Raw genomic sequence first — 20,022 nt, 5'->3', positions numbered from 1 at the left:
AAAAGGTGCACTAGTCATGTTTATTAGCAGAAAGTACAGCACGGACTTGCACTTGTGTACGCAGGCAAATAGAGTTAGGTGTGTGAATGTTTGCCGCGGTGGCAATGTATTAGAACAACAGAGATTGCAATGATGCAGGATTTGCGTCTGATATTAATCGTTGTTGGCGCGATCGCCATAATAGCGTTGTTATTGCATGGTTTGTGGACCAGCCGTAAAGAACGCTCATCACTTTTTCGCGATCGTCCAGCTAAACGTGTAAAGAAAGAGCGGGATCAATCTCCAGTCGATGACTTCGACGATGGGGTTGGTGAAGTGCGGGTGCGTACTACTCATCCTGAAGATGAACCCTCTTTGGGTCAGTATGATGAACCGGAAGAAGAGCCGGTAAGACGCCCGGCCCGACCCCAGCCTGTTGCTGAGGAGCCGCCGCGTGTCCAGCAGCCTGCACCGCGCCAGCCTGTGTCACATCAGCCAGAGGGAAGCGATCCTCTGTTGCAGGGTTACTCTGCGACAGAACCGCCTGTTGCGCCGCGCCGCGATGTGCCGCCGCAACGCGACCCTGCCAGTCAGCCTGCTCGCGATTCGGGCGTTCGTGATCACGGTGGGCGCGATCGCAATCAAGGCGTAGCGTCTCAACCCGTCGCTGAACCTGTCGCGTCGCAGCATCGTCAGGATGCGGCACATGCAGCAGAACCTGCTGCACCCGTCGCAGCCAAGAAAGAGAAGCTGAAAGAAACCGTGCTTGTATTGCACGTTGCGGCCCATCCGGGCGGCGTTCTCAGCGGTGAAGTATTGCTGAACAGCGTATTGCAAGCTGGCTTCCAATTTGGCGCGATGAATATTTTCCACCGTCACCTGAGCCCGGCGGGCAGTGGTCCGGTCTTGTTCAGCCTTGCGAATATGGTGAAACCGGGTTCGTTTGATCCCGATACGATGTCTGATTTTTCCACGCCGGGCGTGACCATGTTCATGATGGTTCCGTGTTATGGCGACGCCAATCAGAACTTCAAATTACTGTTGCAGTCTGCCCAACGTATTGCCGATGATGTAGGTGGTGTGGTGTGGGACGATGAGCGTCGAATGATGACGCCGCAAAAGCTGGAAACCTATAAAGCGCGCATCCGCGAAGTGCTGGACGCGACGGCCTGATATTTATGAATGGCCCTCTGTTGCCTGGCAACGCAGGGTCATTCACCACTTCGGTATCAGGCGACTCCCTATTCTGCAAACTATTCTACAACTATGCTTCAACTATTCCCGCCTGCCGGGAGTTTTTTATCTTCAATGGTGAGCCATGAAACCTATCAACGAAAAGATCAATGAGTTACGGGCCTCACTGCGCCATCACGAATACCTGTACCACGTACTCGATGCCCCCGAAGTGCCAGATGCTGAATACGATCGGCTGATGGGGGAATTACGCGAGCTTGAAAGTGTCAACCCTGAATTGATTACCAGTGATTCACCCACCCAGCGGGTCGGTGCTGCGCCTATGTCGGCGTTTGCCCAGGTCAGACACGAAGTGCCGATGTTGTCACTGGATAACGTTTTTGATGAAGAGAGCTATCTGGCATTTTACAAGCGCGTACAGGATCGATTGAAAAGTACTGAGCCATTGGAACTGTGCTGCGAGCTCAAGCTGGACGGTGTCGCCGTAAGTTTGTTGTATGAAAATGGCGAATTGATTCAGGCGGCAACACGAGGCGATGGCACCACCGGTGAGAATATCACCAGCAACGTGCGTACTATCCGTTCCATTCCCCTGCGGCTTCACGGCGATAACATTCCCCGTCGGCTGGAGGTGCGTGGGGAAGTATTCATGCCTCAACCGGGTTTTGAGGCGCTGAATGAAGAAGCGCGGCGTACGGGCGGGAAAGTTTTTGCCAATCCGCGAAATGCGGCGGCGGGATCGTTGCGCCAGCTCGATCCGCGTATCACGGCCAAACGTCCATTGACCTTTTTTTGCTATGGCGTCGGCGTGCTTGAGGACGGTGAATTGCCGCGCAGTCATTGGCAGCGGTTGATGCAATTCAAGCAGTGGGGTCTGCCGGTCAGTGAACGCGTTAAAGTCTGTAAGGGCAGCGATGAAGTTCTGGCGTTCTACCGGCAGGTGGAACAGGATCGCCCTACGCTGGGATTTGATATTGATGGCGTGGTGATCAAAGTCGATTCACTCGATCTGCAAGAGACGCTGGGCTTCGTGGCGCGCGCCCCGCGCTGGGCGACGGCATTTAAATTCCCCGCACAAGAGCAAATCACCACGGTGCGTGAAGTTGAATTCCAGGTGGGGCGCACAGGGGCAGTGACGCCCGTCGCCCGGCTCGAGCCCGTGCAGGTCGCGGGGGTCATCGTCAGTAATGCCACGCTGCATAATGCCGATGAAATTGAGCGGCTGGGATTGCGGATTGGCGATACGGTCATTGTCCGTCGCGCGGGTGATGTTATTCCGCAAGTAGTGGGTGTGGTGCTCAGTGAACGGCCTGAGAATGCGCGGGAAGTGCACTTCCCCAGCCACTGCCCGGTATGTGGTTCAGACGTTGAACGCGTTGAAGGTGAAGCGGTCGCACGCTGCACAGGTGGTTTGATCTGCGGCGCCCAGCGCAAAGAGGCGCTGAAGCATTTTGTCTCCCGCCGGGCGCTGGATGTCGATGGGATGGGCGATAAAGTGATTGAGCAGTTGGTGGAGAAAGAGTATGTCAAAACCCCCGCCGATCTGTTTCGTTTGACCGCCGGGAAACTGACCGGGCTGGATCGCATGGGGCCAAAGTCTGCCCAGAATCTGACTGCGGCGCTGGAGAAAGCGAAAGAGACCACGCTGGCGCGTTTCCTGTATGCGCTGGGTATCCGTGAAGTGGGTGAATCCACCGCAGCGAATCTGGCTGCGCATTTCGGTTCGCTGGACGCGCTGCGCAGTGCGGATATCGACGCACTGAAAAGCGTGCAGGATGTGGGGGAAGTTGTCGCGCGTCACGTGCTGAACTTCTTCGCTGAGCAGCATAATCAGGATGTGATCGACGAGTTGATCAGCCCGGAGATCAACATTCACTGGCCTGCGCCACAGGTGGTGATCGCCGAAGAGATCGACAGTCCGTTTGCTGGAAAAACCGTCGTGTTGACCGGTTCGTTGACGATTCTTTCCCGCGATGAGGCCAAAGATCGTTTGCAGGCGTTGGGGGCGAAAGTCAGTGGCAGCGTGTCGAAGAAAACCAATTTGGTGATCGCCGGTGAAGCGGCTGGATCCAAGCTGGCAAAAGCACAAGAGCTTGGCATCACAGTGATCGATGAAGCCGAGATGATTCGCCTGTTGGGTGAGGCTTAAAATAGGCACTGGCCGCAGCATCCTGCTGGTTAAAGAATCAGGCTGCGGTCACCAATGTGAGAATCGGTTATGGAAAAAGAGAATCTGATTGAGATCGCCAATACCGTTATGCCATTCGGCAAGTATCAAGGGAGGGTATTGATCGATCTTCCCGAAGAGTATTTGTTGTGGTTTGCCCGTAAAGGCGAATTCCCGCCGGGAAAGCTGGGCATGCTGATGGAAATGACGCTGGCGATTAAAATCGAGGGGCTCGACAGTCTGGTCAAACCCCTGAAGCGTTCATGAAAACCGCCGGGTATCAGGACCGCTCGGTCACCATCGCCTTGCTTAAAAGTACTCACCACCAGCCCGATCGCCAGCAATATCCTACTGAAAATAAGCATCAACACCCAGGTTCCACACCCACCTGATGCCAGATCCAGATACCCTGCGTTACTGCCTCTCTGAATGCCGTATAGACACCAGCAGAATCGATGTCTGAATCGGTTTATCAATCAGCGTTTGTCTTTGCTTTCAATTCGCATCATAAATGCTTCTGGCTGGCGCTGATTCTGGCGTTAGTGCGTCTGGGCGCTATGATTTATTACAACACCCTGCTGTTTTGATTTTTGCAGCAATGATGCTGCTGGCTTACGCCGGGCTCCGTTTGACGCATCACTCGAGTCATACGGCGGATCACGCTCCCCAGCTTCACGTAATGCGACCGGCTACGGCCAAAAGTGGGGAATAGCCTGAAGGAATGTTATGTACCAAACAAATCTCGGTCACCAACGCTACTCTTTCCGCGATCTGCGCGATCTGATGGCGAAAGCCTCACCCGCGCGATCCGGTGACTATCTGGCCGGGATCGGCGCAGAAAGTGCCGAAGAGCGGATGGCGGCGCGAATGGTACTGGCCGATCTGTCGCTGAAGACATTTCTGGAGCAACCGCTGATTCCCTATGAACAGGATGAAGTGACGCGCCTGATCATCGACAGCCACGATCGGCAGGCATTTGCCCCTATAGCGCACCTGACGGTAGGGGATTTTCGCAACTGGCTATTGAGTGAAAAAGTCAGGAGCGAAACTTTGGCGCACATCGCGCCGGGGGTAACCCCGGAGATGGCGGCGGCGGTCAGCAAAATCATGCGCAATCAGGATCTGATTCTGGTCGCCAGGAAGTGCCGGGTCATTACCCGTTTCAGGAATACGATCGGGTTGCCCGGCCATCTCAGCGTGAGGTTGCAGCCCAATCATCCCACCGACAGCCTGCAAGGTATCGCCGCCAGTATGCTGGATGGCCTGCTGTATGGCGCAGGTGATGCGGTGATTGGGATCAATCCGGCCAGCGACAGCCTGGGGCTGCTGGAGAATCTCAACTACATGCTCGATGACGTGATTCAACGTTTTGAGATCCCCACCCAATCGTGCGTACTGACGCACGTGACAAATACCATCAAGCTGATTGAGCGCGGTGCGCCGGTCGATCTGGTTTTCCAGTCCATTGCGGGCAGTGAGGCGGCCAACAGCGGATTTGGTATCAATCTGGCGATGCTGGCAGAAGCGCAGGATGCGGCGTTAAGTCTCAAACGTGGCACGCTGGGTGACAACGTGATGTATTTTGAAACCGGGCAGGGAAGTTGCCTCTCTGCCAACGCGCACTTTGGTGTCGATCAGCAAACCTGCGAAGCGCGGGCTTATGCCATTGCACGCCGTTTCTCCCCGCTGTTGGTCAACACCGTGGTGGGGTTTATCGGGCCTGAATATCTTTATGATGGAAAACAGATTATTCGCGCCGGATTGGAAGATCATTTCTGCGGTAAGTTGCTGGGTGTTCCGCTGGGCTGTGACGTTTGTTATACCAATCATGCCGAAGCCGATCAGGACGATATGGATACGCTGTTGACGCTGCTGGCCACCGCGGGATTGACCTTTTTGATCGGCGTGCCCGGTGCGGATGACATCATGCTGAATTATCAGAGCACCTCATTCCACGATGCGCTGTATATCCGTGAGCTGTTGGGACTGAAACATGCGCCTGAGTTTGCGGTGTGGCTCGAAAAAATGCGCATTATCGATTCGCAGGGCATGATTTGCGAAACCGGCGCTACTCATCCTTTGCTGCAACATCTCCCCGAATCAGGAGTGCGTTCATGACAAAGCCGGTCACTCACCGTAATCCCTGGGAAACGTTGCGCCAGTTTACCGCAGCGCGTATCGCGTTGGGGCGCTCAGGCTCCAGTTTACCGACCGAAGAGTTGCTGAAGTTTGGTCTGGCACACGCCCAGGCGCGGGACGCCGTTCACCAATCCTTTGATAGCGAAACGCTGGCGGAGCAACTCGGGCAGCAAGGGCTGGAAACGCTGACGGTGCACAGCGCCGCACCCGACCGTTCAATCTATCTGCGCCGTCCGGATCTTGGTCGTAAACTGGATACCCCAAGCCGCGAAATGTTGCTGGGCCGCCGACAGAAACCTGCCGATCTGCTGTTGGTTATTGGCGATGGACTGTCATCAAAAGCGGTGCACCGTCAAGCGGTTCCACTGATTCTGGCTTTGCAGCCCTACTTGCAACTGCTCGATGTGTCGTTGGCCCCGATAGTATTGGCGCATCAATCGCGAGTGGCTTTGGCGGATGATATCGGCGAATGCATGCAGGCGAAGGCTGTGGCGATACTGATTGGAGAACGGCCCGGGCTTTCATCACCCGATAGTCTTGGGGTGTATATGACCTGGGGGCCACATCGTCAGCGATTGGAATCAGAAAGGAACTGCATCTCCAATATCCGGCCGGAAGGATTGGACTATCCGCAAGCGGCCTTTAAACTGGCGTGGCTGTTGGAGCAGGCATTCCATCGCCAACTCTCGGGGGTGCAACTGAAAGATGAGAGCGACAATCCGGCGCTCTATGGCAGGATTACGCCTCTGCTGGAGCAATAGCGCCGTCTTGCTTGTCTGCATAAAAATTTATGGCTGATAAAATACACTGCATAACAGGGTAACGGCCACAACCCTCCATAATTGCGTGACCAGCACCTGTCTACGAAAATTCTTAATGTAAATAATAACCTGTGATTTTTTAACCCTTTAAAGTGAATAACCGTTTGCCTCTCTCGCATGACTATTCCCGGTCATAGGTTGTTATCATATTTTACCTTTTTAAAACATTTTGAATGTTTGTTCTTTTCTGAATCAACCCCATATCCTTCACTCGTGTATTTATCGGAATAAGCCAATTATCAATGTCAGATGAATGGACTAGGGTATGAAATATATTGATGTATTTCTGAAAATTTTGTACGCCGGGAGAATCTCTCTTGGTCTCCCGGTAAGGGGTTAGAGATGAGTAACGGAATAATCAAAATTAATACATTCACGCATCAGGTGGAAACGTTAAAAGGGGAGATAAATGATTTAAGAAGTAAGGAATATCAGATATTAACGTTGCTGTTAGCGCATGCACCGATATGTGTAAGTCGCCAAGAATTAATCGCGCAAGTCTGGAGTGGCAGTTACAGCGCGGATGCGACGATCAATCAGACGATAAAGTCCATTCGCAAAAAAATTGGTGATACGCAACTCACGCTAATTCAGACCGTACCGCGTGTTGGTTACCAGATTGAGCATCCCGAATTTTTTCAGCTCGAAAGCACACAGCACTGGTCTGAGGGAACCAAGGGGATAAGTACGGATACGGAGCCTTTGCCGCACGTTGATAAGTTGGGGCGAAGCAGGTTGTCTTTGCGTGCAGATCAGGGGAAGCCACTCGTTCACAAATTACTTTTACCTGAAAAATATGGCGCAAAAACAAAAGGTTCATTGGCGTCTTCTGCTACGAAGAAAAAGCAGCTGATTAGCCGGTTGTTTCTTCTTACTCTATTTATTCTCTCAGCTTTAATCAGTTTTTCACTCGGTGTATATTTCGGTCGTGAAAGCATATCAGTTTCTGGTGCGTATTTTTCGCCTAAGTCTGAGACGATATTACCCGTGCGGTTTGAAGGTAAATATGAAAGAGAAGCGTTTGAGGGGCAGAACAAATTTGTTTGTTATCATGTTTCGGTAATGGGTGACCAATTCTCATTGGATTGCAAGACTCTTTATTTACAGGATTTATTGCCTGCAGGAAGTATGGACGGGAATTAACTATTCCAGCGTTGAGTAGTCCACATTCAATGTATTCACTATAGGATGAGTCCCAATCACTGTAGCGGGAGTAGCGGGTATTTCCGTCTAAAGCAGACTGAATATGAACAATTCGCTACTCCGCATATATTAATAATGGCGGAGTGGATGGAGAATATCTTCAGAAATAGGAATTGTTATAGCTTTTGAAATGGTGGGTCGTGCGGGATGTACTCGGCCTCCGGCCTCGCCCTGCGGGCAACGCGTTCGCGTTGTAGTCTCGCTTCGCTCGGCTCGAACCTGAACGCAGGTTATTCGTCTCATCCTGAGACTCACCCCTTCGGGGGCCAACGCATGCGCGTTGTTCAAAATCGTTCCCGACGATTTTGTCTCACCCACACGACTCGAGTGTTATTTAACTTCTGCGCTTGGAATGAAGAACCGTGGGATCTTTTGAAATGGTGGGTCGTGCGGGATGTACTCGGCCTTCGGCTTCGCCCTGCGGGCAACGCGTTCGCGTTGTAGTCTCGCTTCGCTCGGCTCGAACCTGAACGCAGGGTCTCACACACACGACTCGAGAACTATTTAAATTATTATGGATTTACACGAGTGCGAGAGGATTTGGAAAATGGTGGGTCGTGCGGGATGTACTCGGCCTCCGGCCTCGCCCTGCGGGCAACGCGTTCGCGTTGTAGTCTCGCTCCGCTCGGCTCGAACCTGAACGCAGGGTCTCACCCACACGACTCGAGAACTATTTAAATTATTATGGATTTACACGAGTGCGAGAGGATTTGGAAAATGGTGGGTCGTGCGGGATTCGAACCTGCGACCAATTGATTAAAAGTCAACTGCTCTACCAACTGAGCTAACGACCCGGAGAAGTGGTGGGCGATACCAGATTCGAACTGATGACCCCCTCCGTGTAAAGGAGATGCTCTACCAACTGAGCTAATCGCCCACTTCTGTACTTCAAGCGGCGTAAGAGTGTTTCTTGAGAGATGGTGGGCGATACCAGATTCGAACTGATGACCCCCTCCGTGTAAAGGAGATGCTCTACCAACTGAGCTAATCGCCCATGTCTCAATGACGTCTTACATAACACAACGATGGCACTCTAAAGAGTGGTGGGCGATACCAGATTCGAACTGATGACCCCCTCCGTGTAAAGGAGATGCTCTACCAACTGAGCTAATCGCCCCCGCCGTGTTGGAGTCGCATTATAGGGATAGTTGAAAGTGAGTCAACGGTTTTTCAAATGAAAAGGCGCGTTCGCCGCAAAATTAAACAAGCTGCGATATTTATCGCCCTATCTGCTGTTTCTTAAAGTGTTCAGATGCTGAAAGCAGCAGTTCAGTATTCTATCAACGTTGAGGATTCGACATGGAGTGGTAGAATGTTGCCCACTTTTTGTTATTTCCGAGCAATCGTCAGTATGCACTGACGGCCGTTGCACAATAAGGCTGTGATCCCAATGAAAATCAAAACCCGTTTTGCACCCAGTCCGACCGGTTACCTCCACGTCGGTGGGGCCCGTACCGCGCTCTATTCCTGGTTATTTGCCCGCCATATGGGCGGTGAGTTCGTGTTGCGCATCGAGGATACCGATCTCGAACGTTCAACTCAGGAAGCCATTGACGCGATTATGGATGGGATGAACTGGCTGAATCTGGATTGGGATGAAGGCCCGTATTACCAAACCAAGCGTTTCGATCGCTATAACGCCGTTATCGATCAAATGCTGGTGAATGACACGGCATACAAATGCTATTGCTCCAAAGAGCGTCTTGAAGCGCTGCGTGAGCAGCAAATGGCCGATGGTGAGAAGCCTCGCTATGACGGCCATTGCCGTGACAGCCACGAGCACCACAGCCATGACGAACCGCATGTGGTTCGTTTCCGTAATCCGCAGGGCGGCTCGGTCATCTTTAACGATCTGATCCGTGGCCCAATCGAATTCAGTAATCTTGAACTTGATGATTTGATTATCCGCCGTACCGACGGCGCGCCGACGTATAATTTCTGTGTGGTGATCGATGACTGGGATATGGAAATTTCCCATGTTATCCGTGGCGAAGACCATATCAATAATACTCCGCGTCAGATCAACATCCTGAAAGCCCTCGGCGCACCCGTACCTGAATATGCCCATGTATCAATGATTCTCGGTGATGACGGCAAGAAATTGTCCAAGCGTCACGGTGCCGTGGGTGTCATGCAGTATCGTGACGATGGTTATCTGCCAGAGGCCCTGTTGAACTATCTGGTGCGTCTGGGGTGGTCACATGGCGATCAGGAGATTTTCTCTATTGATGAGATGAAAGAGTTCTTCTCCCTGGATGCTATCAATAAATCAGCCAGTGCCTTCAATACTGAAAAGCTGCAGTGGCTTAATCACCACTATATCAATAATATGCCTGCTGAATATGTTGCAACGTATCTGTTGTGGCATGTGGAGCAACTGGGGATCGAGACGCGCAATGGACCGCAACTTTTCGAGATCGTCAAGCTGTTGGGCGAGCGCTGCAAAACGCTGAAAGAGATGGCGCAATCCTGCCGCTACTTCTATGAAGACTTCGCTGAGTTTGATGCAGACGCCGCTAAAAAACACCTGCGTCCGGTTGCGCGCCAGCCGCTGGAAGCTGTGCGTGCCAAACTGGCAGCCATTACGGACTGGACTGCCGAGAACGTTCACGACGCCATTCAGGGCACCGCAGATGAGCTGGGTGTCGGCATGGGTAAGGTGGGTATGCCACTGCGCGTAGCCGTTACTGGCGCAGGCCAATCACCAGGCATGGATGTCACGGTGCACGCCATTGGGCAATCACGCACGTTGTCGCGCATTGATAAGGCGTTGTCCTTTATTGCTGAGCGAGAAGCCCAGCAATAAATCACGGTTTCAGTAGGTTGAAATGGGCCAGCGGGTTAATCCTTGCTGGCCTTATTGTTTCCGGCAGGGTTTTCCATCAGACCCAATCGCGCTAACAGACCGCTGATTCCTTCACGCAGGATGAAGTGGGTAATCTGGACTCTCTCTTTTTTCGTGAGCCGCTGGAATGTCGCTGTCCAAATCTCTTTGGGATTGGCGATCGGTACGCTGTACTCCTCCGGATCCTCTTTAATTCGCTTTGCTTCAGTCAGAAAAGTTTCGACGGATTCAAAGGCAAATTCATGCGCTTTTCCACCCTGAATACCAGGACGTGGCTGTTTACGCCATTTCTCTTTTGCTGCCCGCTGATTGATACTTTGTTCTGTATAACCAGTCAGCTGCGCAATTTCTTTAGGCGTGATCCACTTTTCAGCCATTGCATCCTCCCTGCTGTTTATCATGCCGTAATGAGTGGTAGGCGTTAATGCAACATCTTACACGATAACGTTAATGGGAATGACCAGGAAAAGAGTAACCAAGCAAGGCAGGTCACAAAGAAATTACTCAAAAGGCTGTACCGGCGAGGATTCTGATCAGGATAAGAGAGGCGGAATTTGCTGGCAGGCTACGGATTTGACGGCTTTTTCAACGCTTGACCGGATTATTGGATTTAGCCGTTGACACTGTTTGCGGGGTTTCATATTATGCGCCCCGTCCACACGATTTACTGACTGTGAACGGGGCTATAGCTCAGCTGGGAGAGCGCTTGCATGGCATGCAAGAGGTCGACGGTTCGATCCCGTCTAGCTCCACCAACCTTACTCTCAGGCAGGTTGGTGATTAAGCGCATTGGCGTGACCACAATTGTGGGGCTATAGCTCAGCTGGGAGAGCGCTTGCATGGCATGCAAGAGGTCGACGGTTCGATCCCGTCTAGCTCCACCAAACATAGAAGAACCGGCTTATAGCCGGTTTTTTGCTTTGTGCGTTCCTCAATGTTTCTACCTTCCCCATTCTCTCGACTGACCCGTTCATGGTTGGTTTCCAGACTCAATGCATTACGGAAACGCTCTATTACGCGCAAAGAAAAAGGCGCCGGAGCGCCTTTATTTGGAAATAACCGAACCGTTATGCCAGAACCAGACCTGCGATAGATGCAGACAGGACGCTGACCAACGTTGAGCCATACAGCAGTTTCAAACCAAAACGGGAAACCACGTTACCCTGGTGCTCATTCAATCCTTTGATGGCACCTGCGATGATCCCGATAGAGGAGAAGTTTGCAAAAGAGACCAGGAAGACAGACAGGATGCCTTCACCGCGCGGAGACAATGTCCCCGCAATCTTTTGCAGATCCATCATGGCAACAAATTCGTTAGAGACCATTTTGGTCGCCATGATACTGCCGACTTGCAGGGCTTCATGCGCCGGTACACCCATTACCCATGCAAATGGATAGAAGACGTAACCCAGCAATTCCTGGAAGCTATGGCCGAACAGCATGGTGAAGAGGGCGTTGAATGCAGAAATCAATGCAATAAAGCCGATCAGCATGGCTGCAACGATAATTGCAACTTTGAAACCTGCCAGAATGTATTCACCCAGCATTTCAAAGAAGCTCTGGTTTTCGTGCAGATTGCTCAGTTGCAGGTCTTTTTCACCGTCAACTTTATACGGGTTAATCAACGACAGTACGATGAACGTACTGAACATATTCAGAACCAGCGCGGCAACAACATACTTCGGTTCCAGCATGGTCATGTAAGCACCGACGATCGACATGGAAACAGTCGACATTGCCGTTGCCGCCATGGTGTACATGCGTTTTTCGGACATCTGACCCAGAATATCTTTATAGGCAATGAAGTTTTCAGATTGGCCCAACACCAGCGAACTGACAGCGTTGAACGATTCCAATTTACCCATACCGTTGACTTTTGACAGAATAGTCCCGATGAAACGAATCACAATCGGCAACACGCGGATGTGTTGCAGAATACCGATCAGTGCAGAGATAAACACGATCGGGCACAAAACTTTGAGGAAGAAGAATGCCAGACCTTTGTCGCCCATATTACCGAAGACGAAATCGGTGCCTTGCGCAGCAAAACCAAGCAGCTTATCAAAAAAGTTTGCGAATCCCTGAACAAACCCCAATCCTATTTCAGAATTCAGGAAGAAGTAGGCTAACAACACTTCTATAACCAATAGCTGGGCTACAAAGCGTAAGCGAATGCTTTTACGATCGCGACTGACCAGCAATGCCAGTATCGCCACAACGGCCAAAGCTAATACAAAGTGCAGTATTCGGGACATGTTTGCTCCAAATTTGAGGCAGGCTATATTTCGGTGGTCATTTTATGTAACGGCGACATTAAAAACGAGAGATTCTTTGCAAATATAGAAATCTGTTAAGGCAAAATCAATCTATGTGAACGCGATCTAACCAGATTTCACAATGTTAATAATTTTATAGACTCGTAGCATTTATGTGCTAATTTTATTATGTGCGGTAATCCGCGCTAAATCTAGCCTTGGCAAATGTATCAAAATGTTAAATTTAGTGGAAGTTTTCTACTGTTACGTGACTTGAAACGGCTACCCCCATTAACCTGCGTTGCAGCCTATTACAGAGATAAGTGATCTCTTTTTAAGTGAGATTGACAATCATTATCATTTGTATAGGATGAATTAAGGTACGCATAAGAATACTAAGGGTTATAGCTATGCTGAACAGTCGCGCTGTTTCAACCAGCCGCTCGTCCATAAGACTTAAACTTTCTCTGATGGGACCGGCCTTTATCGCGGCTATCGGCTATATCGATCCCGGCAACTTCGCTACCAACATCCAGGCCGGAGCCTCATACGGTTATAAACTGCTGTGGGTTGTCGTCTGGGCAAACTTCATGGCAATGCTCATTCAACTTCTTTCCGCCAAGCTGGGTATCGCCACTGGCAAAAATCTTGCCGAGCATATTCGCGATCGTTTTCCTCGTCCTGCCGTCTGGGCCTATTGGGTCCAGGCAGAAATCATTGCGATGGCCACCGATCTGGCTGAGTTCATTGGTGCGGCAATTGGTTTTAAACTCCTGCTCGGGGTAACGCTGCTCGAAGGTGCGGTGTTGACCGGGATTGCGACCTTTATCATTCTCGCTATTCAGAAGCGTGGGCAAAAGTCACTTGAAGTGGTGATCGCCGGATTACTTTTGTTCGTGGCAGCGGCTTATATCGTTGAGCTATTTTTTTCGCGACCGCAAATAATCGAGTTGGGCAAGGGCATGTTAATCCCTGATTTACCGAGCCACGATGCGGTATTTCTTGCTGCCGGGGTATTGGGGGCAACGATTATGCCACATGTAATCTACCTGCATTCGTCGCTCACGCAGCGCTCAGGCAAGAACTCCAAGGCTGAACTTTATTCCTCCACCAAACTGGATGTTGCCATCGCGATGACTATCGCTGGTTTTGTGAATCTGGCGATGATGGCTACGGCAGCGGCGGCTTTTCATTTCAGCGGTCACAGTGGTATCACTGAGCTGGAACAGGCATATCTGACGCTGCAACCGCTTTTGGGGCAGGCGGCTGCGACGATCTTTGGTCTGAGTCTGGTTGCTGCGGGTTTATCTTCAACCGTGGTGGGAACGCTGGCGGGGCAGGTGGTCATGCAGGGATTTGTCCGCTTCTATATTCCCATTTGGGTGCGTCGTGTCGTCACGATGATGCCCTCTTTTATTGTGATTCTGGCGGGAATGGATGCCACGCGGATACTGGTATTGAGCCAGGTGTTGCTGAGTTTCGGTATTGCACTGGCGCTGCTGCCGCTGTTGGCGTTTACCGGTAATCGTCAATTGATGGGTGAGATGACCAATACCCCGCTGATTCAGAATCTGGGGCGGTTAATCGTCCTCATCGTCATTAGCCTTAACTTCTATCTGCTGATCAGCACGCTGTTGTAAACCACACTGCGCATATCTTACTCACTCTGTGAAATCGCCGTCATTTCCGCAACCAGGCGACCAACGGCGAACGAACCTTCAGCTACGATGCGCTTTACCAGCTTGTACAGGCTACTGCGCGGGAGACTTAGGAAGAAACCTTCCTAAGAATTTGTCCATCTACACCTATTCCAAAATCAGTGGCGATCCCTGCCGCGACGGTCATCGTGGTGATTGCGGCGTTCATCGTGACGGTATTTGTCTTGGCGCTGATTATCGTGACGATCGGGCCGGGAATAGTAGGCGCGTTTGGGGGGGCGATGGTATTGGTTCCACCAGCCACTATTGCGCCAGTAGTGTCCGTCCCAGTAATAGCCATGACGATTCCTCTCGCCGCGATAACGTCCCTGATGGTCGTGCCACCAGCGCTCGTTGCGCCAGTCATAGCCGTCCCAATAGTTACCATACCGATCGCGATCGCCGATGCTGATTGATAACCCCGGCATGCCAATACTGATGCTGCTGGCCTGAACCGGCACTGACGCCGGGAGTAATGCGAACAGTATGGCACTGAGTAAAATTGGCTTGAACATAGAATCCCCTTCCTTGCCGCTAGGCTGATACACAAAGGTATACGGGGAATTCAAGTCAATCACTATCAGACAACAGCGTGTTTTACTTGTTTTACTCTCCTTAACGATAAGCTAACAATGTCAGTAATATATGGAGAGATACAAATTCAATAGGATTATAAATTACTGCGGAAAGGGAGCAGAAAAAAGTAGAAAATACCCACCGAGTGAAAGGTCGGTGGGTAAGCGGTTACATTAAAATGCTATCAATCTGGGCAATCTCATCATCGGTGAAATGACGATTTGCCAGCATGCCGACAGCATCTTCAATTTGTGATGTTTTGCTTGCACCAATCAGAACCGATGTCACTTTGTCGCCACGTAACACCCAGGCCAGCGCCATCTGCGACAGCTTTTGACCGCGCGTTTGTGCCAGATCGTTAAGCTTGCGTACCCGTTGCAGTTTTTCTTCGGTCAGATGCTCCGGAGTCAGGAAGCGACTGTTGCTGGCTGCACGAGAATCCTGGGGGATGCCAGTCAGATAACGGTCAGTCAGTTGCCCGCCTGCCAGCGGTGAAAAGGCGATGGAACCAACGCCGTGCTGCTGCAACGTATCGAGCAATTCATCCTCGACCCAGCGCTCCAGCATTGAATATTTTGGCTGGTGGATCAGGCAAGGCGTCCCGAGGGATTGCAGGATGGAAAAGGCTTCGGCGGCACGATCGGCCGGATAGTTGGACAGGCCGACATACAGCGCCTTGCCCTGACGGACCAGCAAGTCCAGTGCGCCCATTGTTTCTTCCAGCGGGGTATCAGGATCGGGACGGTGATGATAAAAGATATCCACGTAATCCAGACCCAGGCGTTTCAGGCTCTGGTTCATGCTGGAAACCAGATACTTTTTCGACCCCCAATCGCCGTAAGGGCCCTCCCACATGGTATATCCCGCTTTGGATGAAATAATCAGCTCATCGCGGTATGGCAACAGATCTTCACGCAGGATACGGCCAAAGTGCAGTTCCGCCGATCCCGGAGGTGGACCATAATTGTTCGCCAGATCGAAATGGGTGATCCCGAGATCAAATGCGCGATGAATCAGTTCACGGCTGTTTTCCACCAGCGTGCTGTCACCAAAATTGTGCCAAAGCCCAAGTGACACCGCAGGAAGTTTCAATCCGCTGCGGCCACAACGGCGGTATTCCATGCTCTCATAACGTACAGAGCTGGCTTGATAGACCATATCGAACCCTTATCAGTGAGAGTTAATCTGCAATTTAGTGTACACGTTTCCACAAGAATTCGCCGGTAACTGGATCACACCTGCAAAGTTCACATTGTTCTGTCTGCTCCGTTGATTAACTGATCGAGTAACCAGCGACCTGCCGGGCCAGGCGGGGTGTTTTTCGACCAAACGGCATCGACTGAAATGATCTTGGGCCAACCGCGTGACGACAGTTCGATCAATTTATTATGACCAAACTGTTTCACCATCCAGCGCGGTAACATCGCCCAGCCAAAGCCTTGTTCTGCCATTTCCAATAACATCAGGTAACTGGGGGCTGACCAGGTTAAACCCTGGGGTTTTGGGTTGTCCCGGCGAGTATAGGTGTTCAGGGAGAGTTGCCGTATCGTCGACAATTTTTCCGGCGTAACTTCTGCTTCGGTTGCCAACGGATGAGCGCCTGAGACAAACAGCGCCATTTCAGTTTGCTCCGGCAACCGCGCAAAAGAGATATCGGGCGGATAACCCGGCTGCACCTCCAGCATACCGATATGTGCCCGTCCGGTTTGCAGCAGATCGATAACGTCTTCATCTTCGGCAATCAGGCACTCGAACTCAATATCGGGATAACGTTGCTCAAAGCGATTGAGCATCGTCTCATGATGCGTCGGCTGATAGGTATCAGAAAGCACAAACGTCAGCCGGGTTTCGATCTGCCCGGCCAGGCGTATGGCCAGCGCATCCAGCCGCTCGCTCGCCGCCAGAATCTCCTGTACGTGACTCAATACCCGCTTGCCATGCGCCGTTAACACCGGATGGCGACTCTGCCGATCGAACAGGCTCAGTCCCAGATCGGCTTCAAGGTTGGCGATGGCGCTGCTGATTGTTGACTGACTTTTGCGCAGTTTTCTGGCCGCGGCAGAAAATGACCCTGCTGACGCCGCCTCGACAAATGCAATCAACGCTTCTGGAGAGTAACGCATAACACCCCTTTGTTTTTCGATGTTGTTTTTCAACGTTTCAACACGGCAACGTCCAGCGTGGCAATGTATCGATTTAATCGATGGTATCTAATTTTAATCTATCTTAAAAAACGATGATAATGCCATCCTGTTTGTTGAAAAAGTGAGTAGATTATGGCGATTGTACAAAAAACACTGGGTGAACGTATGGCTCATGCCGTGGGATTTGAGGTTCTGGCGCTGGTGATTTGTGCCCCGATTGGTGCATGGTTGCTTGACCGGCCACTCCTGCAAATGGGAGCACTTTCGGTGATTCTTTCAACGGTCGCCATGTTGTGGAACATCATCTATAACAGCGTGTTTGATCGTTTTTGGCCCGCAGAGAAGATTACCCGGACCTTGCCGATACGAGCCATCCACGCGCTGGGTTTTGAGGGGGGTTTTATTCTGATCGGTTTACCTATCGCGGCGGTGCTGTTGGGAATTACGCTGCTGCATGCCTTCATGGTCGAAATAGGTTTCTTCCTGTTCTTCCTGCCGTACACCATGTTCTACAACTGGATGTACGACACGCTGCGCGCCCGTTGGGTTGCGGCAAACGGTGGTAAATTTCGTCACCAACACAGTAAGTAACCATACAGTAAGTAATCGTGCTGAAAAGCCGCGACAGAAAAATACCGGGTACGACAAATAATGGCAACCGTGGCTCGTTTGGCAGCGTAATCTGCGCTAAGGTCATACCAACGTAGATAACCAGAGGCGGCAGATGAAAACGTTAGGATTGATTGGCGGAATGAGTTGGGAATCAACGATCCCCTATTACCGCCAGATTAACCAGCAGGTAAAGGAGCAACTTGGCGGATTGCATTCGGCACAGTTGGTGCTTTATAGCGTCGATTTCTTTCAGATTGAGCAGTTCCAGCAGCAGGGAAACTGGCAGAGAGCCGGGGAGATTCTCGCTGAGGCTGCGGCTGCATTAAGCCGGGCGGGTGCCGACGCTATTGTGCTCTGTACCAATACGATGCACAAAGTTGCCGATCAGATTGAACAAGCCAGTGGCCTGCCTTTGCTGCATATTGCTGATGCGACAGCAAAACGCATTCAGGCACAAGGGATCCGCCGTGTGGCTTTGCTGGGCACCCGTTTCACCATGGAGCAGGATTTCTATCGCGGGCGTCTGCAAGACAAGTTTGGTATCGATGTGGTGATTCCGACCGAAGAAGATCGTGAAACGGTTCACCGCATCATTTATGAAGAGCTGTGCCTCGGGGTGATCCGTGATGAGTCCCGCGACGCCTACCGGCAGGTGATCCGCAATCTGGAACAGCAGGGGATCGAAGGCGTGATTCTGGGATGTACCGAAATCGCGCTGCTGGTGGGTGCTGAAGATGCGTCGGTACCGGTCTTTGATACGACTGAAATTCACGCCAATGCCGCGGCGATCTGGTCGCTAGAGTAAACGGGCAGTGGTGTCATATGTAGTGGTATTCATGCGAAATCGGCTGTTGGGCGAACCCTGCCAGCCGATTTTGCATTATTGTCGCGGCAGTTTGTGCACCAGCATCAGCGGCTTACCGGCCAGAATCAACCAGGCTGGCAGCATGACAATACACAGAACAGGCAGCAACTTCAGATCGGGTACGACGGCGGCGGCCATAAACAGACTCAGCCAGCCGTCACGCGTTACCACCAGCACTAACCCCAATATTGCGCACGAGACCGTAATCGCCGCCGGAACAGCGTCGACGTGCTGATGCAGCATCAATCCCAACGAAACGCCAACAAATACAGCCGGGAAGATCCGCCCACCGCGAAAACCGCAGGCCGCCGCAATGACCAACGCCGCCAGTTTGGTCAGGGTAATGGTCAGCAACTGGCTGAGGGAAAATGAATTGCCCACCGCCAACTCTTTCATCTCATCCAGCCCTTTAAACAGGGTGACTTCCCCGCCCACCAACGCCAGTAAACCAAGGATAAAACCACCCAGCCCAAGCATCAGGACCGGACTGCGGATGCTGTGGAATAGCCGGTGCGCGCGAGGGAAACACCAGAGTGCAACCATCCCCAGGGCAATGGAGATTACCGCCACCATTGAGCCGCTGAAGATATCGATCAGCCTTGGCCGCAGATAGGGAGCGATATTCAGGGAGAAGTCCGGCTGGAAGAACAGATCGGTGGTCATGGCACCCGCACCCGCGGCCATCAGCGGGGCAAAAAGACGATCCCACAGTGGTATATCTGGATTGCCACTGAGAGTTTGCGAAAAGATCAATGCTGCGGCAACGGGCGTACCGAACAATGCGCCTATAGTGCCCGCCGCGGCCAGGATAATCCAATCCATGCTCGGCACCTGCGGCAACAGGCGTGCGCCAACAGCGGTGGCGAGGGCAATATTAATGACGGTAATGGGATTCTCTGGACCAAGGCTGACCCCGCCCGCCAAACCAATCACCAACGCCAGCAATAGACCGGGCAGGGCAGAAAGCGGGATGGGCATACCAATCAAGGACTCGGTCGCCGGATCGGGACCGGCATGGCCGGGCATATGGCGAATCAGCAATCCGACAGCGACACCGGTCAATGTCAGCGTCATCAGCGTCCAACTGCTGGAACTGGTATCGATATTCCATAGCGCAGGCAATCTGTTCCACAGTAAATTCTGCAAGATACCGGCAAAGCGCATGACCACAATCAACACCAGGCTGGAGCACGTGCCGATCACCAATGCGGGCAGGGCAAAAGCTAACATGTTATGGGCGCGAGGATGCAACATGCAGTGAGTCCTTTATTATCTGGAAAATTCCCGCCATCAACGGAAAAGTTTTTTCTATACTACCGTGCGATTCTTGTCATTATTACCGGGCTCGCGTGGCTGGTTATAGCAATACGGGCTTTCTAATGACTATTTTCTGTAAGCACTTATGGTGATTCAGATACCGCAGGAATTACGCCATTTGCTTATCAGCATAACCAAAAATCAGCGAGTCGTAGCCGGAGCCAGATATTGAGTCAGCGGTGAAAGACGATAATGGCGTCTTTAGTGT

General features: G+C 51.7%; 18 protein-coding genes, 6 tRNA genes and 3 other RNA genes. 14 read left to right on the top strand and 13 right to left on the bottom strand.

The features are described from left to right. Window positions 1–129: 129 nt before the first annotated feature. From zipA to DRI82_RS09225, 8 genes are all read left to right on the top strand, one after another. Window positions 130–1,152 carry a cell division protein ZipA gene (gene zipA / locus DRI82_RS09250; protein ID WP_114193211.1) on the top strand — a complete coding sequence of 341 codons (1,023 nt, stop codon included), beginning with the start codon at window positions 130–132 and terminating at the stop codon, window positions 1,150–1,152. A gap of 145 nt (window positions 1,153–1,297) precedes the next feature. Beyond that, on the top strand, window positions 1,298–3,322 hold the full coding sequence (gene ligA, locus DRI82_RS09245) for an NAD-dependent DNA ligase LigA (RefSeq protein ID WP_114193210.1): 2,025 nt from the start codon (window positions 1,298–1,300) through the stop codon (window positions 3,320–3,322). Between the two features lie 69 nt (window positions 3,323–3,391). Then, entirely contained in the window at window positions 3,392–3,607 is a 216-nt protein-coding gene (locus DRI82_RS09240; RefSeq protein WP_114193209.1) for a DUF3820 family protein, read from the top strand. Continuing rightward, window positions 3,604–3,732, top strand: coding sequence for a hypothetical protein (locus tag DRI82_RS24515; protein WP_281269773.1), 129 nt, complete (start codon window positions 3,604–3,606; stop codon window positions 3,730–3,732). The genes DRI82_RS09240 and DRI82_RS24515 overlap by 4 nt, the downstream gene beginning before the upstream one ends. A gap of 63 nt (window positions 3,733–3,795) precedes the next feature. Then, window positions 3,796–3,927, top strand: coding sequence for a hypothetical protein (locus DRI82_RS24510; RefSeq protein WP_281269769.1), 132 nt, complete (start codon window positions 3,796–3,798; stop codon window positions 3,925–3,927). A 139-nt stretch (window positions 3,928–4,066) separates the two neighbouring features. Continuing rightward, on the top strand, window positions 4,067–5,458 hold the full coding sequence (locus DRI82_RS09235; RefSeq protein WP_114193208.1) for an ethanolamine ammonia-lyase subunit EutB: 1,392 nt from the start codon (window positions 4,067–4,069) through the stop codon (window positions 5,456–5,458). After that, complete coding sequence (gene eutC / locus DRI82_RS09230; RefSeq protein WP_114193207.1) at window positions 5,455–6,240, top strand: ethanolamine ammonia-lyase subunit EutC; 786 nt, start codon at window positions 5,455–5,457, stop codon at window positions 6,238–6,240. The genes DRI82_RS09235 and eutC overlap by 4 nt, the downstream gene beginning before the upstream one ends. Window positions 6,241–6,642: 402 nt before the next feature. Then, on the top strand, window positions 6,643–7,443 hold the full coding sequence (locus DRI82_RS09225; RefSeq protein ID WP_114193206.1) for a transcriptional regulator: 801 nt from the start codon (window positions 6,643–6,645) through the stop codon (window positions 7,441–7,443). A gap of 191 nt (window positions 7,444–7,634) precedes the next feature. Here DRI82_RS09225 and DRI82_RS09220 read toward each other — a convergent pair. The 7 genes from DRI82_RS09220 to DRI82_RS09190 form a co-directional block, all read right to left on the bottom strand. After that, window positions 7,635–7,758, bottom strand: a non-coding RNA gene (locus tag DRI82_RS09220) — RtT sRNA. Between the two features lie 123 nt (window positions 7,759–7,881). Then, a non-coding RNA gene (locus DRI82_RS09215) (RtT sRNA) lies at window positions 7,882–8,007 on the bottom strand. Between the two features lie 44 nt (window positions 8,008–8,051). After that, window positions 8,052–8,177: non-coding RNA, RtT sRNA (locus DRI82_RS09210), on the bottom strand. Between the two features lie 44 nt (window positions 8,178–8,221). Continuing rightward, a tRNA-Lys gene (locus DRI82_RS09205) sits at window positions 8,222–8,297 on the bottom strand. Window positions 8,298–8,304: 7 nt separating this feature from the next. Then, window positions 8,305–8,380 (bottom strand) — tRNA-Val (locus DRI82_RS09200). Between the two features lie 41 nt (window positions 8,381–8,421). Continuing rightward, a tRNA-Val gene (locus DRI82_RS09195) sits at window positions 8,422–8,497 on the bottom strand. Between the two features lie 47 nt (window positions 8,498–8,544). After that, window positions 8,545–8,620 (bottom strand) — tRNA-Val (locus DRI82_RS09190). 273 nt (window positions 8,621–8,893) lie between these two features. On the opposite strand from DRI82_RS09190, the gene gltX reads away from it, so the two are divergent. Then, window positions 8,894–10,309, top strand: a complete 1,416-nt coding sequence (gene gltX / locus DRI82_RS09185; protein WP_114193205.1) for a glutamate--tRNA ligase — start codon at window positions 8,894–8,896, stop codon at window positions 10,307–10,309. Between the two features lie 35 nt (window positions 10,310–10,344). On the opposite strand, the gene DRI82_RS09180 is transcribed toward gltX, so the two are convergent. Beyond that, entirely contained in the window at window positions 10,345–10,725 is a 381-nt protein-coding gene (locus DRI82_RS09180) for a YfeC-like transcriptional regulator (RefSeq protein ID WP_157968037.1), read from the bottom strand. Between the two features lie 302 nt (window positions 10,726–11,027). Between DRI82_RS09180 and DRI82_RS09170 the strand changes: the two genes are divergently transcribed. Together DRI82_RS09170 and DRI82_RS09165 are read left to right on the top strand one after the other, a co-directional pair. Further along, window positions 11,028–11,103, top strand: a tRNA-Ala gene (locus tag DRI82_RS09170). A 53-nt stretch (window positions 11,104–11,156) separates the two neighbouring features. Further along, window positions 11,157–11,232: transfer RNA gene (locus tag DRI82_RS09165), tRNA-Ala, on the top strand. Window positions 11,233–11,415: 183 nt separating this feature from the next. Here the strand turns inward: DRI82_RS09165 and DRI82_RS09160 are convergent. Further along, window positions 11,416–12,603 (bottom strand): NupC/NupG family nucleoside CNT transporter, encoded by a 1,188-nt coding sequence (locus DRI82_RS09160; RefSeq protein ID WP_114193202.1) that lies wholly within the window; start codon window positions 12,601–12,603, stop codon window positions 11,416–11,418. A 410-nt stretch (window positions 12,604–13,013) separates the two neighbouring features. On the opposite strand from DRI82_RS09160, the gene DRI82_RS09155 reads away from it, so the two are divergent. Continuing rightward, entirely contained in the window at window positions 13,014–14,243 is a 1,230-nt protein-coding gene (locus DRI82_RS09155; protein WP_114193201.1) for an Nramp family divalent metal transporter, read from the top strand. A gap of 176 nt (window positions 14,244–14,419) precedes the next feature. On the opposite strand, the gene DRI82_RS09150 is transcribed toward DRI82_RS09155, so the two are convergent. The 3 genes from DRI82_RS09150 to DRI82_RS09140 all read right to left on the bottom strand — a co-directional run bounded on the left by DRI82_RS09150 (window position 14,420) and on the right by DRI82_RS09140 (window position 16,999). Continuing rightward, window positions 14,420–14,815, bottom strand: coding sequence for a DUF2502 domain-containing protein (locus DRI82_RS09150; protein ID WP_114193200.1), 396 nt, complete (start codon window positions 14,813–14,815; stop codon window positions 14,420–14,422). Between the two features lie 229 nt (window positions 14,816–15,044). Continuing rightward, window positions 15,045–16,034, bottom strand: a complete 990-nt coding sequence (gene mgrA, locus DRI82_RS09145; protein WP_114193199.1) for an L-glyceraldehyde 3-phosphate reductase — start codon at window positions 16,032–16,034, stop codon at window positions 15,045–15,047. Window positions 16,035–16,123: 89 nt separating this feature from the next. After that, window positions 16,124–16,999: a LysR family transcriptional regulator gene (locus DRI82_RS09140; RefSeq protein ID WP_114193198.1), complete on the bottom strand. Its 876-nt coding sequence runs from the start codon at window positions 16,997–16,999 to the stop codon at window positions 16,124–16,126. A gap of 153 nt (window positions 17,000–17,152) precedes the next feature. Here DRI82_RS09140 and DRI82_RS09135 point away from each other — a divergent pair, with 153 nt between their 5' ends. Next, a complete protein-coding gene (locus DRI82_RS09135; RefSeq protein ID WP_114193197.1) occupies window positions 17,153–17,611 on the top strand; it encodes a multidrug/biocide efflux PACE transporter in 459 nt (152 codons plus the stop codon). A 133-nt stretch (window positions 17,612–17,744) separates the two neighbouring features. Continuing rightward, on the top strand, window positions 17,745–18,437 hold the full coding sequence (locus DRI82_RS09130) for an aspartate/glutamate racemase family protein (protein ID WP_114193196.1): 693 nt from the start codon (window positions 17,745–17,747) through the stop codon (window positions 18,435–18,437). A 75-nt stretch (window positions 18,438–18,512) separates the two neighbouring features. Here the strand turns inward: DRI82_RS09130 and DRI82_RS09125 are convergent, their stop codons facing one another. Continuing rightward, entirely contained in the window at window positions 18,513–19,751 is a 1,239-nt protein-coding gene (locus tag DRI82_RS09125; RefSeq protein ID WP_114193195.1) for an ion channel protein, read from the bottom strand. Window positions 19,752–20,022: the final 271 nt, after the last annotated feature.

Source organism: Edaphovirga cremea (assembly GCF_003332275.1).
Lineage (GTDB): Bacteria > Pseudomonadota > Gammaproteobacteria > Enterobacterales > Enterobacteriaceae > Edaphovirga > Edaphovirga cremea.
The sequence above is the reverse complement of the archived record's forward strand: the minus strand, read 5'-3'. Positions and strand labels throughout refer to the sequence as shown.

Coding starts and splice junctions, on each gene's coding strand:
- ligA (WP_114193210.1), top strand. CDS start 1,298: ATGAAACCTATCAACGAAAAGATCAATGAGTTACGGGCCTCACTGCGC.
- DRI82_RS09130 (WP_114193196.1), top strand. CDS start 17,745: ATGAAAACGTTAGGATTGATTGGCGGAATGAGTTGGGAATCAACGATC.
- mgrA (WP_114193199.1), bottom strand. CDS start 16,034: ATGGTCTATCAAGCCAGCTCTGTACGTTATGAGAGCATGGAATACCGC.
- DRI82_RS24510 (WP_281269769.1), top strand. CDS start 3,796: ATGTCTGAATCGGTTTATCAATCAGCGTTTGTCTTTGCTTTCAATTCG.
- DRI82_RS09160 (WP_114193202.1), bottom strand. CDS start 12,603: ATGTCCCGAATACTGCACTTTGTATTAGCTTTGGCCGTTGTGGCGATA.
- eutC (WP_114193207.1), top strand. CDS start 5,455: ATGACAAAGCCGGTCACTCACCGTAATCCCTGGGAAACGTTGCGCCAG.
- DRI82_RS09225 (WP_114193206.1), top strand. CDS start 6,643: ATGAGTAACGGAATAATCAAAATTAATACATTCACGCATCAGGTGGAA.
- DRI82_RS09125 (WP_114193195.1), bottom strand. CDS start 19,751: ATGTTGCATCCTCGCGCCCATAACATGTTAGCTTTTGCCCTGCCCGCA.
- gltX (WP_114193205.1), top strand. CDS start 8,894: ATGAAAATCAAAACCCGTTTTGCACCCAGTCCGACCGGTTACCTCCAC.
- zipA (WP_114193211.1), top strand. CDS start 130: ATGATGCAGGATTTGCGTCTGATATTAATCGTTGTTGGCGCGATCGCC.
- DRI82_RS09240 (WP_114193209.1), top strand. CDS start 3,392: ATGGAAAAAGAGAATCTGATTGAGATCGCCAATACCGTTATGCCATTC.
- DRI82_RS09140 (WP_114193198.1), bottom strand. CDS start 16,999: ATGCGTTACTCTCCAGAAGCGTTGATTGCATTTGTCGAGGCGGCGTCA.
- DRI82_RS09135 (WP_114193197.1), top strand. CDS start 17,153: ATGGCGATTGTACAAAAAACACTGGGTGAACGTATGGCTCATGCCGTG.
- DRI82_RS09150 (WP_114193200.1), bottom strand. CDS start 14,815: ATGTTCAAGCCAATTTTACTCAGTGCCATACTGTTCGCATTACTCCCG.
- DRI82_RS09235 (WP_114193208.1), top strand. CDS start 4,067: ATGTACCAAACAAATCTCGGTCACCAACGCTACTCTTTCCGCGATCTG.
- DRI82_RS09155 (WP_114193201.1), top strand. CDS start 13,014: ATGCTGAACAGTCGCGCTGTTTCAACCAGCCGCTCGTCCATAAGACTT.
- DRI82_RS24515 (WP_281269773.1), top strand. CDS start 3,604: ATGAAAACCGCCGGGTATCAGGACCGCTCGGTCACCATCGCCTTGCTT.
- DRI82_RS09180 (WP_157968037.1), bottom strand. CDS start 10,725: ATGGCTGAAAAGTGGATCACGCCTAAAGAAATTGCGCAGCTGACTGGT.